This window comes from Archaeoglobus sp., from assembly GCF_017656475.1.
In the GTDB taxonomy this organism is placed as follows: domain Archaea; phylum Halobacteriota; class Archaeoglobi; order Archaeoglobales; family Archaeoglobaceae; genus Archaeoglobus.
The window spans coordinates 1-12,638 of sequence record NZ_JACDNT010000040.1; the positions used below are offsets into that span (position 1 = coordinate 1).

Annotated in this window: 15 protein-coding genes; 11 read left to right on the plus strand and 4 right to left on the minus strand. The window is 45.8% G+C overall.

Translation table 11 applies throughout. The features are described 5' to 3' along the window. Positions 1 to 106 precede the first annotated feature (106 nt). On the plus strand, positions 107 to 1,120 hold the full coding sequence (locus H0Z19_RS09860; protein WP_290726211.1) for an adenylosuccinate synthetase: 1,014 nt from the start codon (positions 107 to 109) through the stop codon (positions 1,118 to 1,120). Here H0Z19_RS09860 and H0Z19_RS09865 read toward each other — a convergent pair. The 4 genes from H0Z19_RS09865 to H0Z19_RS09880 form a co-directional block, all read right to left on the minus strand. Then, positions 1,117 to 2,850 carry a long-chain fatty acid--CoA ligase gene (locus H0Z19_RS09865; RefSeq protein ID WP_290726212.1) on the minus strand — a complete coding sequence of 578 codons (1,734 nt, stop codon included), beginning with the start codon at positions 2,848 to 2,850 and terminating at the stop codon, positions 1,117 to 1,119. The genes H0Z19_RS09860 and H0Z19_RS09865 overlap by 4 nt on opposite strands. Before the next feature lie 121 nt (positions 2,851 to 2,971). Then, positions 2,972 to 4,408 carry a TrkH family potassium uptake protein gene (locus H0Z19_RS09870; RefSeq protein WP_290726214.1) on the minus strand — a complete coding sequence of 479 codons (1,437 nt, stop codon included), beginning with the start codon at positions 4,406 to 4,408 and terminating at the stop codon, positions 2,972 to 2,974. Further along, on the minus strand, positions 4,405 to 5,715 hold the full coding sequence (gene trkA / locus H0Z19_RS09875) for a Trk system potassium transporter TrkA (RefSeq protein WP_290726215.1): 1,311 nt from the start codon (positions 5,713 to 5,715) through the stop codon (positions 4,405 to 4,407). Before trkA ends, H0Z19_RS09870 begins: the two co-directional genes overlap by 4 nt. A gap of 28 nt (positions 5,716 to 5,743) precedes the next feature. Beyond that, positions 5,744 to 6,778: an mRNA surveillance protein pelota gene (locus tag H0Z19_RS09880; protein ID WP_290726217.1), complete on the minus strand. Its 1,035-nt coding sequence runs from the start codon at positions 6,776 to 6,778 to the stop codon at positions 5,744 to 5,746. A gap of 47 nt (positions 6,779 to 6,825) precedes the next feature. Here H0Z19_RS09880 and H0Z19_RS09885 point away from each other — a divergent pair, with 47 nt between their 5' ends. From H0Z19_RS09885 to H0Z19_RS09930, 10 genes are all read left to right on the plus strand, one after another. Further along, positions 6,826 to 7,050, plus strand: a complete 225-nt coding sequence (locus tag H0Z19_RS09885) for a hypothetical protein (protein ID WP_290726219.1) — start codon at positions 6,826 to 6,828, stop codon at positions 7,048 to 7,050. Beyond that, positions 7,047 to 7,655 carry a queuosine salvage family protein gene (locus tag H0Z19_RS09890; protein ID WP_290726220.1) on the plus strand — a complete coding sequence of 203 codons (609 nt, stop codon included), beginning with the start codon at positions 7,047 to 7,049 and terminating at the stop codon, positions 7,653 to 7,655. Before H0Z19_RS09885 ends, H0Z19_RS09890 begins: the two co-directional genes overlap by 4 nt. A gap of 181 nt (positions 7,656 to 7,836) precedes the next feature. Continuing rightward, a complete protein-coding gene (locus tag H0Z19_RS09895) occupies positions 7,837 to 8,328 on the plus strand; it encodes a ferritin (protein ID WP_365892688.1) in 492 nt (163 codons plus the stop codon). Between the two features lie 24 nt (positions 8,329 to 8,352). Next, on the plus strand, positions 8,353 to 8,718 hold the full coding sequence (locus H0Z19_RS09900; RefSeq protein ID WP_365892690.1) for a desulfoferrodoxin: 366 nt from the start codon (positions 8,353 to 8,355) through the stop codon (positions 8,716 to 8,718). A gap of 5 nt (positions 8,719 to 8,723) precedes the next feature. Beyond that, positions 8,724 to 9,290 (plus strand): rubrerythrin family protein, encoded by a 567-nt coding sequence (locus tag H0Z19_RS09905; protein WP_290726234.1) that lies wholly within the window; start codon positions 8,724 to 8,726, stop codon positions 9,288 to 9,290. Between the two features lie 11 nt (positions 9,291 to 9,301). Next, positions 9,302 to 9,874, plus strand: a complete 573-nt coding sequence (gene rbr, locus H0Z19_RS09910; RefSeq protein ID WP_290726225.1) for a rubrerythrin — start codon at positions 9,302 to 9,304, stop codon at positions 9,872 to 9,874. 15 nt (positions 9,875 to 9,889) lie between these two features. Further along, positions 9,890 to 10,399 (plus strand): flavin reductase family protein, encoded by a 510-nt coding sequence (locus tag H0Z19_RS09915; protein ID WP_290726227.1) that lies wholly within the window; start codon positions 9,890 to 9,892, stop codon positions 10,397 to 10,399. Beyond that, positions 10,396 to 10,935 (plus strand): DVU0298 family protein, encoded by a 540-nt coding sequence (locus tag H0Z19_RS09920; RefSeq protein WP_290726229.1) that lies wholly within the window; start codon positions 10,396 to 10,398, stop codon positions 10,933 to 10,935. Before H0Z19_RS09915 ends, H0Z19_RS09920 begins: the two co-directional genes overlap by 4 nt. Before the next feature lie 48 nt (positions 10,936 to 10,983). After that, positions 10,984 to 11,934, plus strand: coding sequence for a transposase (locus H0Z19_RS09925; RefSeq protein ID WP_290726231.1), 951 nt, complete (start codon positions 10,984 to 10,986; stop codon positions 11,932 to 11,934). Positions 11,935 to 11,957: 23 nt separating this feature from the next. Further along, positions 11,958 to 12,149, plus strand: coding sequence for a hypothetical protein (locus tag H0Z19_RS09930; RefSeq protein WP_290726232.1), 192 nt, complete (start codon positions 11,958 to 11,960; stop codon positions 12,147 to 12,149). Positions 12,150 to 12,638 lie beyond the last annotated feature (489 nt).

Consider the following 12,638-nt stretch of genomic DNA (forward strand, 5'->3'; position numbering starts at 1 on the left):
GAACCCGTAGAAGATTCACAATATGGAACCCTGGCGGAAGCCCACATAGGAGTTAGAGATCAAAAAATCGCAAACCAAATAAACACTGCAAAAAACTGTCAGTGTTATGGGTGCTACTATAATTGTTGGCGGATTCTGGGGAGATGAAGGAAAGGGAAAGATAGTTGCTCACGTTGCATACAGCGACAAGCCTGTTATAATTGCAAGAGGCGGAGTTGGACCCAACGCTGGTCATACAGTGGAGATTGACGGTCAGAAGTTTGGAGTGAGAATGATTCCGTCCGGGTTCGTTTACAAGAACGCAAAACTTCTCATCGGTGCAGGAGTTCTTGTCAATCCTGAGGTCTTTCTGAAAGAGGTTGAGCTTTTGAAGGTGGCGGATAGAGCGAGAGTCGACTACAGGTGTGCAATCATCGAGCCGAAGCATATTGAGGCGGACAAGGGCAGCGAGCATCTGAGCAAGAAAATCGGCACAACCGGAACCGGTTGTGGGCCGGCAAATGTTGATAGGGTAAACAGAGTTGCGAAGCAGGCGAAAGACATCCCTGAGCTCAAGGACTTTCTTACAGACGTCCCTCTTGAGGTGAACCAGGCGATAGAGAATGGTGAGTTCGTTCTGGTAGAGGGGAGTCAGGGCTTTGGACTAAGCCTTTACTACGGCACTTATCCTTATGTGACCTCAAAAGACACCACTGCCTCAGCAATAGCCTCAGACGTGGGAGTTGGGCCAACAAGAGTCGATGATGTCATAGTTGTGTTCAAGTGCTTCCCGACCAGAGTTGGAGCAGGGCCGTTTCCGACTGAAATGCCTCAGGAGGAGGCTGAGAAGCTCGGGATAGTTGAGTACGGTACAGTTACAGGGAGAAGGAGAAGGATAGGCTACTGGGACGGAGAGTTTGCCCGCTACTCTGCAATGGTTAACGGTGCCACACAGGTTGCTCTGACCGGTGTGGACAAGCTTGACAAGGAGTGTTACGGTGTTACTGAGTGGGAGAAGCTGACATCAAAGGCGAAGAAATTCGTAGAGCAGGTTGAAGAGGACGTCAAGGTTCCAGTAACGCTCATATCAACTGGACCTGAGACGAAGCAAATAATAGATTTAAGAAAAGAGAAGCTTTAACCTTTTTTCTTTAATTTCTCTACCTCTTCTTCTCTCAGAACTCTCCTGAGAACTTTTCCGACCAGCGATTTCGGCAGTTCATTCCTGAACTCGTAGAGTCTCGGCACTTTATATGCTGCCAGCCTTTCCCTGCAGAACTTGTCCAAGTCTTTTTCCGTAACCTTCCCCTTATACTCAGGTCTGAGAACAACGAATGCCTTGACCGTTTCACCTCTGTAAGGATCAGGAACGCCAACAACCGCTGCCTCAGCAACAGCAGGATGCTCGAAAAGCACCTCCTCAACCTCTCTTGGATAGATATTGTAACCACCGGCGACTATCATGTCTTTCTTCCTGTCAACTATGTAGAAGTAGCCATCTTCATCCATCTTCGCCATGTCTCCTGTCAGCAACCATCCGTTGATCAGAGTCTTCTCAGTCTCCTCCTCCATCATCCAGTAGCCCTTCATCACCTGAGGGCCGTAAACTGCAAGCTCCCCCTCCTCACCGGGCGGAAGGATGTTTCCATCTTCATCAATAACAACCGCATATGTGTCTGGGTAGGGCACACCTATGCTGCTTGCCTTGTTCTGGCCGTAAAGCGGGTTGCAGTGCGTCACAGGTGAGGCTTCACTCAATCCGTAACCTTCAACAAGCTTGCCTCCCGTGATCTCCTCCCATTTCCTCTTAACCTCAACAGGAAGAGGAGCTGCACCGCTGACACAAACCCTGAGACTCGTCAGGTTGTATTTGCTGAGCTTAGGATGGTTGAGCATGGCTATGAACATCGTCGGAACTCCGGTAAAGGTTGTGGCTTTGTATTTGTGAACGGCCTTCAGTATGGCCTCAACATCCCTCGGATCGGGGATCGGAATTACCTTCATCCTCAAAACTGCCGAGGTGTTGAGCATCGTCATTCCGTAAACGTGGAATACGGGAAGACAGCCCACTGCCACGTCATTTGGTGTGGTTTTGGTGTCCCACTCAGCGACCTGATAAGCATTTACGACTAGATTGTAGTGGGTGAGCATCACTGCTTTAGGAAAGCCCGTCGTGCCGCCAGTGTACTGGAACATTGCCACATCCTCTTTTGGGTTAATTTCCGCTCTCCTATCCGTCTTCTCGTACTTCAAAACATCCTGCCAGAAAACAATTTCTTTTCTCCTGTCAATATCAATTTTGCCCACCATCTTCTTCTTCAGGAAAGCTTTGAAAAGAGCGCTCATCACAAAACCCAGAAAATCCTCAATTCTGCAAATCACGACCATTTCGAGTGTGCCATCCTCAATCAGTGGTCTGATTCTTGGATACATCCCTTCAAACGCAAACATCCTCGTCGCTCCGCTGTTCTTTACGATGTATCTTATTTCTCTCTCCGTGTAAATCGGATTGCACTGCACCACTATACCCCCCACCTTGTATATCGCGTTGGCGATGATTGCATAGTGGGGTATGTTTGGCAGAGCTACAACAATTCTGTCGCCCTTCTCTACGCCAATGTCAAAAAGAAAGCTAGCCACCTTATCTGAAGCCTCTTTCATCTGCTTGTAAGTCCACTTCGTCCCGAAAAACTCAAAACAGATTTTGTCAGGGTCGGAAGCTGCAGCATCATCCAGAATTCGATATGCTGGTATTACGGGATAATCGATGTTTGCCCTAACGCCCTCATCGTAAAATTTCGTCCACACTCTGTTTATTTTAGTCACATCCACCTCTCTGATGTTCTCTCCTTCCACGCCCAATACATTCATGATAGAAGGTGATAAGTATTTTTTAAAAACTTTTCCTTTTCTAACATATCAAAATTAAAAAACCTCGCAAATATTTCAAACAATAGTAAAATCAAGTTGCAATTTTATTTCCAAATTTTCCCTACCACCTCTCCCTCCAGAAGGTCGGTATGAGCAATGACACAACGGTAAAGATTTCCAGTCTGCCTATCCACATGTTAAGGGATAGCAGAACCTTGGTCGGCTGAGGGAAAGACGCATAGTTCTCCGCAGCTCCCGCCAGGCCAAGACCTGGCCCAACATTGCCAAGCGTTGCTGCTGTTGCGGATAGGGATGTTAGTATGTCGTATCCAGAAAGGGATATTAGAACCGATGAAGCGGCAAAGATTAAAATGTAAAGGACGAAGAATGCTGCAATGTCATCCAGAACTTCCTTTTTAATGGCTTTCCCCTCAAATTTTACCGCTCTAACAGTTCTCGGCTCTGCAGCCCTCAAAATCTGGTGGATTGCGTACTTCATGAGAAGATAGATTCTGATAACTTTTATACCTCCTCCCGTAGAACCGCTTGACCCTCCAATGAACATCAAAATAAGCAGAATCAGTTTTGCGGAGTCGCTCCATGTGTCGAAGTCTGCAGTGGTAAAACCGGTAGTAGTCATGATTGATATGGCTTGGAAAATTGAGTATCTGAGCGACTCAAAGACACTGTATCTTTCCAGATTGACAGCAGTGATTAAAACCGATGCTATCAATAAGAAACAGACGTAACTCCTGAACTCAGTGTTTTTAAACATCACAGGTTTTCCTGAGAGCAGGAAATAAATCAACGCAAAATTCGTACCACCGAGAAAGGCAAAAAAGGCTATAACTGCCTCCACTCTGACATCGTTGAAGAATGCTATACTTTCTGAGTGTGTTGAGTAACCACCTGTGGAAAGAGTTGTGAAGGTGTGGTTGACCGCATCGAACAGAGAGAGGCCCAAAGCGTAAAGAAGGGCAATCTCAGCAACGGTCAGGAGAAGATAAACCTTGTAGAGGGACAAGGCCGTGTCCCTTATTCTTGGCTTAATCTTCGACAAACTCACTCCTGGATACTCTGCCTGAAACAGCACCGTGCTTCTTTTAGCAACGTTAGGGAAGATGGCCAGAAAAAGGACGATGATGCCCATTCCACCAATCCATTGCGTCAGACTCCTCCACAAGAGCAGAGACTTCGGAAGTTCTTCAGGAGTCAAAACTGAAGCACCAGTTGTGGTGAAACCGGACATTGACTCGAAAAAAGCATCTACACCATTGATTCCAAACAGAGCATATGGTACCGACCCAAAAATCGACATGAGGAGCCAGATCAACCCCACTATCGCAAAACTCTCCTTATGCCTTAAAGATTCCAGTTCTGTGTCAGTTTTAATTCCGTATCCCATAAGTAATCCAACAAAGAGCGAAAGTGCTGCTGGAAGCAGAAACGGATAGTAGGGTTCACCGTAGATGTAGGCAGCTATCAATGGCAGAGTAAAGGAGAATGAGAACAGCATCAGTAGTTTCCCGAGTATGCTTACAGTCAGCCTGAGGTTCATCTGAATATCTCCTCAACCTTTTCTATCTCATCCCAGCTTGCAAAAACCAGCAGTCTGTCCTCGTACTCTATTCTGGTTTCTCCCCTTGGGATTATGCATTCATCCCCTCTCACGATTGCACCTATTATGGTGCCTTTTGGAAGTGGCAAATCTTTCAGAGCTTTTCCAACAAGCTTCATGTTCCTGACAACCACCTCCACCACAGCTGTCCCTTCTATCTCAGCCAGAGTTTCTATACGCATCGTTCTGAGTAGCTTTGAGACCTCGTTGTACGTTACACTTCTGGGGTTTAGTGCAACGTCCACACCCACCGCTTCGAAAAGCTTTACATATTCCCTTTTCTCGACCTTTGCAATTGCAATCTTAGCACCCAGATTTTTAGACAGCAGAGATATCAGCAGGTTCTTTTCATCACTCTCTGTTGTTGCAAGGACAGCATCAGACTTGCCTATCTCCTCATCAATGAGAAACTCAATGTCGGTAGCATCGCCGCAGACTATTCTCACACCATCAAGCTCGCTGCTTAGTGCTTCACACCTCTCTATGTTTGAGTCTATTAGTTTTACACTCATCATGCTCTTTGAAAGTATTTTTGCCGTGTAGCTCCCAATCGTGCCAGCACCAAAAATAGTGACTCTTCTGGTTACAGGAGGGCCGAAGATACCCTTCAGCATCTCGACGTCCTCAGTTTTGCTGACGATGGCAACCCTGTCTCCAGCTCTCAAAACCGTATCTCCGCGGGGGATTTCTATGTGACCATCCCGGTAAATCGAGGCTATTACCACGTTTGGTGGAAGGTTGAGTTCAGCAACAGTCTTTCCATCTGCCTTCGAACCCTCCATGACCTGCAGTTCAATCATCTCAACCTTTCCACCACTGAAGGTCACGACTTCTATCGCTCCCGGAATTCCGATGATTCTGGCTGCTTCCTGTGCGAGAGAGAGCTGAGGACAAATCAGAACGTCGTATCCGAGTGGGTGGTCTTTCACTATCGGCCTATCAACGTATTCCGGATTTTCGACCCTCACGATAACTCTTTTCGCCCCAACTTCCTTGGCTGCAAGGCCTGAAAGGAGATTTACCTCATCATCACCTGTAACTGCCAGAAAAACGTCAGCCTTCTCAACTCCTGCATTCTTGAGCACTTTCATATTTGCGGCATTACCGTTAATGGCAACTATATCAAGCTCGGAAACCCTATCAAATCGTGATAAGTCCTTTTCTATTACAATTACATCGTGGTTTGGAGCGAGTGACGTTGCAAGACTGTATCCAACCTCACCCGCACCTGCAATCACGATTCGCATATCTCATCTTCCCCTAAACGCTCCTTATTTAACCTTTTATGCTGAATCTCAAGAGTGCAGCTATTCCGCCAAGGCTCATTAGCCTCTTTCCCGGCTCAAATTCGGTGCTCATTATCACCACCTTGCCACCTGACTCCTCCACTTCCCTTAGAAGTCTGTCAACGTCCCACTTCTCCCTTTCTTCAAGCAGGAACTCATCCGCAATCAGCAATACCTCAATCGCTCTGTAGTTGTGTGCTTCCTTAACCTCATCTACACCGTACGCAACCTTCTCGCCCTTGGCAATGCCTTCCAGCAACCTGTCTATATACTCAGCCTCCTCTGCAAGTCTTACTTCCCCCACAATCCTGTCAACAACTCTCCTTTTGAGGATTTCTATAAACCCCCTCGAACCGACTGAGGAGACATCCACCACAACCGCATTTTTTGCCACCTCTGGGTACCTTTCCTTCAGAAACTCCATGAAATCGTTCTTGGCAAATCCCGGACCAGCAACAATGAGGTACTTAAATTCAAGGCTCTCAAGCTTGGCAGCAACCTCCCCGAAGAACTCTCTCCTGCTATCTCCCATTCCCTTTCCGTAGCCCATTCGCTCTTCGAAAATTTCCTCCACTCCCCACTGCCTCAAAACTCCTGCAACCGCATAACCTTCCTCGATGGTCAGCATTACAATTTCTGGCCAGTTTGAGTCCTCTACAGCCTTCCTCAACCTTTCGAGTTGCTCAGGCTTCCACTTCTTAATTATGCTCAGCTCCTTTCCGGTGGTGATGTTCAAGGTGTGGTATCCAGATTCCTCTATTCCTGCAACGATTCTCCCCGAAACTCTGAGGCGATTGGCGAACTTGTGAAACTCAACCTTCTCAACCTCGATTCCAAGCCTAACCGTCACCATTTCCTTATCGCTTCTCAGCTTGTCACTGCTCTGGCTCGCCCTTTTCGTTGTGGCAAAAACCACATCACCTTTTTCGATTATAAACCGGAGATGCCAGAGGTCATCCAGAGTCTCAGGTATTAGCTTAATTTCGCCCTCGTTGCCCCTCAGGTCTTCCTCAACAATCTGCACACCACTTGTGGAATACAGTTTTATAAAAGTGTTAGCGTTGTTGTTCTGTGATAGATGAGGATAGGGTGAGGGAGCTTGCGAAAATTCTTAAAAGGATGAACTACAAACCGATAACCTTCGACAATCCTGAGCTTTTTCCTGAACCTGACAACTTCATTTACCCAAATTACGTGTTCTTCATGGTCGCAATCGACCACAAAACCGGATTCGATGTAGATTTCAAGTACCACGGCTCCGACCTTCTTTTCTACCTCGCACGCAAAAGCAATTGAAAGAGCGAGAATTCTTCACAGCAAAGAACCTGGTAAATATCGATGTCGAATCCGTAAAAAAGATTTTCACTTTCAGAGGAAAAACTGCGGCCAAACCGGAGGAGAGGGCTTTTCTGCTTAAAGACTGTGCGGAAAAGCTGCTGAGGTACTACGACGGAAACTTCATGAATCTACTCAGGCGGTCAGATTTTCTGATTGAGGACATTCTCAGGAGGTTAAAAATCTTCAAAGCCTACGAGGATCCTCTGATGAAGAAAAGCTTCCTTCTTCTGAAAATACTGAAAAGGCAGGGATTCGTAAAGGGAAGGCTGAAGTTTCCCGTTGACAGCGTCCTTGTTAGATTCGCAATTTCTTCAGGAATATTGATTCCACCTGAGGAAATCATGGAAAAAATAAACGCTGGAATTATGCTTAGCAATGAAGAAACGAATATTCTCAGAGAGCAGACGCAGAAGTCCCTAATGCTCGTATCAGAGAAGGCAGGTATTGAGCCAGATGTTATCGACGACTTGCTGTGGGCATTCGGCAGGGAAAGCAATCCGGAAAACTCTCTGCTGAGCGAAAGAGTTGACAAAAAAGATCTGAGGGCTTTGTCGAGTTTATGAGATTCAAACCACTTAGGAAAATCGTTTTTCCTCCGGGCTGGTATTTTTAAGTTCGAAAATCGAACAAAAAGATTATATCTGCCATAGCGTTATTTCCTTTAAGGGAAAAACAGCGAAGGTTTAATTAGTTTGATTAAAATAATCAAATTGGGTGGTGAGTTTGGCATCGATATCTGAAAAGATGGTAGAAGCTTTGAACAGGCAGATAAATGCAGAGATCTATTCTGCGTACCTTTATCTCTCCATGGCGGCATACTTCGACTCCATTGGCCTCAAAGGCTTCTCAAACTGGATGAGAGTTCAGTGGCAGGAAGAGCTGATGCATGCCATGAAAATGTTCGATTTCGTTAGTGAGAGAGGAGGGAGAGTAAAGCTTTACGCGGTGGAGGAGCCTCCAAGTGACTGGGGCTCCCCACTGGCAGCTTTTGAGCACGTTTACGAGCATGAAGTTAACGTTACGAAGAGAATTCACGAGCTTGTTGAACTCGCCATGAGTGAAAAGGACTTCGCAACATACAACTTCCTTCAGTGGTACGTTGCGGAGCAGGTTGAGGAGGAAGCTTCATCACTGGAGATAGTGGAGAAGCTGAGGTTGATAGGTGAGGATAAAAGAGGTTTGCTTTTCCTCGATAAGGAGCTTTCCCTCAGGCAGTTTACTCCTGCTGTGGAGTGAGGAGGTGGTTTTGTGACAGAAGTTATGCAGGTGTATAAGTGCATGGTTTGTGGAAATATCGTGGAAGTTGTGCACGCTGGAAGAGGGCAGCTTGTTTGCTGCGGGCAGCCGATGAAGTTGTTGGAGGAAAAGACGGCGGATGAGGGCAAGGAGAAGCACGTCCCCGTGATTGAGAGAGAGGGAAACAAAGTTATCGTTAAGGTTGGAAGTGTTGCTCATCCAATGGAGGAACAGCACTTCATAGAGTGGATTGAAGTGATTGACGACGGCTGCGTGCACAGAAAGCAGCTCAAACCGGGAGACGAGCCAAAAGCCGAGTTCACCGTGATGTCTGACAAAATCTCGGCCAGAGCATACTGCAATGTCCACGGACTGTGGAAGGGTGAGTGAAGAATATGGAGACTCCCAAAAACCTGCTTAAAGGCTACATTGGGGAAAGCCTTGCGATAAGCAGGTATCAGATTTATTCTAGCATTGCAGAAGCAGAGAAGTTCATTTACGTTGCAAAGTACTTTAGAGAAGTGATTGAGAACGAGAAGAAGCACGCTGAGATATTTGCAAACCTAATAAAGAAGCTGGAAATCGAACCGGTTGAAGTGGAGGTAAAGGCTCCGATAAAGTTCGGAACAACAGCAGAAAATCTTAAGTATGCGGTTGAGGGTGAGAAGTGGGAGGCTGAGGAGTTCTACCCTTCGACCGCAGAGATTGCTGAGAAGGAGGGGTTTAAGGAGGTTGCCGAGAAGTTTAAAACTTTGACCAAAGTTGAAGCCTCTCATCAGAAAAAGTTTGCGAAGCTTTTGGAGCTAATAGAAAACGACCAGATGTTCATGAGGGATGAAGAGGTTGAGTGGATGTGCTTGGTTTGTGGGTATACTGAAAAAGGTAAGGAGCCACCCAAAACTTGCCCCAACTGCGGGGCGATGTACTACCACTTCGTCTCGAAGGACATTCTTGCTTATTAGGGGGTGAGAATATGGGGACACTTGAGAATTTGGTTAAGGCGTTTATTGGAGAGAGTATGGCGAGGAATCGCTACACCTTTTATGCAAAGGTAGCGAAGGATGAGGGCTACGTTTTCATCCAGAGAGTATTTCTGGAGACTGCAGAAAATGAGAAGGAGCATGCGGAGAATCTGCTAAAGCTCATTCAGCAGCTCAGGGGTGATGCAGCAGCGATTAAAGTTGAGGCTGAGGTACCGCTTGTTTGGGGGACAACTGTTGACAACCTGAAGGCGGCAATTGAAGGGGAGCATTACGAGAATACAGAAATGTATCCGCAGTTCGCTGATGAGGCTGAGAAAGAAGGGCTAATAGAGGTTGCAAGCAAGCTCAGAGCAATTGCCAAGGCTGAGGAGCACCACGAGAAGAGATACCGCAGACTGCTGACAGAGCTTGAAAACGGCACATACTTCAAGAGGGATAAGGAAGTCGCGTGGGTCTGTCTTGAGTGCGGTTACATCCACTACGGAACTGAGCCTCCAGAAAAGTGTCCAAGCTGCGGACATCCCAAAGCTTACTATGTAGCCGAAGATTTACTTTCCCTTTAATTTTTAGGTGATATTATGGACGTTACGGCGTTTTACAAGATAAGCTACGGACTTTACATCGTAACCTCTGCAAGTGACGGCAGGAAGGCTGGGCAGATAGCAAACACTGTCTTTCAGGTTACCAGCGAGCCTATACAGATTGCCGCATGTCTAAACAAGGAGAACGACACGCACAAGGCTGTGAAGGAAAGCGGTGCTTTTGGAGTCACCATTCTTGAACTGGAAACACCGATGGAGTTCATCGGAAGGTTTGGATTCAGGAAGAGCAGTGAGTTCGACAAGTTTGAGGGCATAGAGTATAAGACTGGAAAAACCGGAGTTCCGCTCATTACCGAGCATGCCGTGGCTGTTATTGAGGCGAAAGTTGTCAAGGAGTGTGATGTCGGCACCCACACGCTTTTCATTGGGGAAGTTGTTGATGCCGAAGTGATTAAGGATACAGAGGTTCTCACCTATGCCGATTACCACCTGATCAAGAAGGGGAAGACCCCGAGAACAGCAACCGTATACTTCGAGAACAAATGAATCTTGAGGAGCTTAAGCCTTCAAAGCTCATTTCTTTTTTGTACCATCCTGAAGAGATTCTGAGGTTCAGGGCTGCAGAAGTTCTCGGGAAGAAAGTAAAGGGTGAAAAGGCGAGAAACCTGATTTTAAGGCTGTTCTGGCATCTGAACGATGAGAGCGGTGCTTACTGTGTCGGCGCGCCTCTCGGCATTGCAGAAATAGGGAGAAACAACCCGGATGTTTTTGAAGGCTTTAAAAACAAGTACGTCTCCCTTCTGGACGACTCGGAGGTTGAAAGGAAATACGTTGCGTACGGAATTGATAGGCTGGCTGAAATCGTGAAAGATGCTTATCCCAACCCTGCGAAAAAGTTGAGAGAGAAGATTGATGAGGTAAAAGACAATGAGTTTACTGTTTACGCCCTGATTGCTCTCAAAAAGCTTGGTGACGATATATCCGACTTGCAGCCAAGGTTTAATGGGGTTGAAAAAACGGTCGAGTTCTACGATGGAAAGGAGATGGTTAGAGTTGCATTTTGTGAATTTTTGGTGGTGTAACAACAAAGGTGGAAATTTTTTAAGGGCAGGGATTCAACCCCACCCTCTGTGCCTACGCTAAAAGTCGAAATACCTGCGATGACCCTTACAATCGAATACGATAAAAAGATTTCGCTAACTGCAATTGTCCTCATAGTCCTCGAAATAGCAAGGATGATCCTCAAACAAATCCTTGAGCAGATAAACGAGAAGCTTGTTGAGGAATACTGCGGAAAGAGATACGAAAGAGGGAAAGAGCACAGAAATGGTTATGCAAAAAGAACAATTGTAACACTGCTTGGAGAGATAACCCTTCATCTGGCAAGGATAAGAGGGAAAGGCATACCATTGTACAGCCTTGTAGAATTCGAAAGCAGAAGAAAGTACCAGTCAGACATCAAAGCCATCTCAGTTGATTCTGCCTTAAGAATGACATACAGAGATGCGAGGGATGAAATCAACCGCTTCACTTCTTCTCCTTCTCACCAAACAATCTGGAGGTATGTTCAAGAACTGGGAGAGAAAGTTGAAAGAGAACTTTCAGCCAGCACTTACTTTGCTGAAGACTCTACAAAGCTCCATTCATGGAATGGAAAGATTGAGCTAACAATCTTTGAAGGGGAGAACGTAGTTGTCAGAGTAAACAAAGAAGAGAGGATGAGAGTGGAGAAAGAACTTAAAGGATTGATAGCATTGGGAGATGCTGACAGAAAGCTGAAAGCTGAAGAAAGGCAGATAGACCTGATCCATGTATGGAGAGAAGTCAACTACAAGCTGTGGGAGCCTAAAGTTGATCTCGAAACAAGAAGGCAGTACGTGAATGAAGTAAAGGGAATCCTGCTAAGACTGAAGAATTCCCTCGACAAGCCTGATTTAGAGAGCAGAATAAAGAAGGCAGAGAAGACCCTGAGTGAATTCGTTGAGGAGATGGAATCCAAAGGCTACTGGAGGTTTCGAGGTTCTTCAGGAAACACATTAAGAGTATTCTTCTCTTTGCCTACAAAAAGCTTGAAGGAATAACGATTCCATGGCACAACAATCGAATGGAGAGGAAGATGGGTGAGATAGCGAAGAGGATGAAAAACAGGTGGATGAAGTGGAGTGAAAGAGGAGCAGAGAATCTTGGCAATCTGCTTATGAAGATGAGGTATGAGAGGGGGAGCTATGAGTCGTTCATCGTTGAAATTATGAGGCTGGATAGGAATATAAAATGGGAGGTGAATTTACACCTATGATGAGACACGACCGACTTTTTAAAAGAGCTTATTTTTGGGCTAAATGAACATCAAGGTGATTGTGCCCCTTCCGATAGACACACAGAATAGAGGCAAGAGCTTAACACCCCCCTTAAAATTGGTTTACAGCCTTAAACCTTAAAATAGAGATGCAGGAAAGAGGTGAAGACGGATTTGCCGAATGACCTGTTCGAGGGGATGATAGGAAATATCATTTTTCTTTCTTGAAGTCATAAAATTGTCCTGCAAAACGTCTTTTCTTCATGCGGGGGGCGGGACTTAAACACCAATTTACCGGTAAATTATATGGGAGAGTTAAGGTAATTGATAGAAATGAAGAATAGACTGTTTTTTGGTGTTTTTCACGAATCTAAGTTCATTACTTTAGAATGCATAAGAATCAATCATTATTCAACTATTCTTTAAGCTTTGCCTGAGTAGGGCATGTCCACATTACCAAAACCTATAAATCTAAAACATAACACTAAA

What these genes read in the sequence shown, in the direction of transcription:
- H0Z19_RS09915 (WP_290726227.1), top strand. Translation starts at nt 9,890, where the DNA reads ATGGACGTTACGGCGTTTTACAAGATAAGCTACGGACTTTACATCGTA.
- H0Z19_RS09865 (WP_290726212.1), bottom strand. Translation starts at nt 2,850, where the DNA reads ATGAATGTATTGGGCGTGGAAGGAGAGAACATCAGAGAGGTGGATGTG.
- H0Z19_RS09920 (WP_290726229.1), top strand. Translation starts at nt 10,396, where the DNA reads ATGAATCTTGAGGAGCTTAAGCCTTCAAAGCTCATTTCTTTTTTGTAC.
- H0Z19_RS09900 (WP_365892690.1), top strand. Translation starts at nt 8,353, where the DNA reads ATGCAGGTGTATAAGTGCATGGTTTGTGGAAATATCGTGGAAGTTGTG.
- H0Z19_RS09860 (WP_290726211.1), top strand. Translation starts at nt 107, where the DNA reads ATGGGTGCTACTATAATTGTTGGCGGATTCTGGGGAGATGAAGGAAAG.
- H0Z19_RS09930 (WP_290726232.1), top strand. Translation starts at nt 11,958, where the DNA reads ATGGAGAGGAAGATGGGTGAGATAGCGAAGAGGATGAAAAACAGGTGG.
- trkA (WP_290726215.1), bottom strand. Translation starts at nt 5,715, where the DNA reads ATGCGAATCGTGATTGCAGGTGCGGGTGAGGTTGGATACAGTCTTGCA.
- rbr (WP_290726225.1), top strand. Translation starts at nt 9,302, where the DNA reads ATGGGGACACTTGAGAATTTGGTTAAGGCGTTTATTGGAGAGAGTATG.
- H0Z19_RS09870 (WP_290726214.1), bottom strand. Translation starts at nt 4,408, where the DNA reads ATGAACCTCAGGCTGACTGTAAGCATACTCGGGAAACTACTGATGCTG.
- H0Z19_RS09895 (WP_365892688.1), top strand. Translation starts at nt 7,837, where the DNA reads ATGGTAGAAGCTTTGAACAGGCAGATAAATGCAGAGATCTATTCTGCG.
- H0Z19_RS09905 (WP_290726234.1), top strand. Translation starts at nt 8,724, where the DNA reads ATGGAGACTCCCAAAAACCTGCTTAAAGGCTACATTGGGGAAAGCCTT.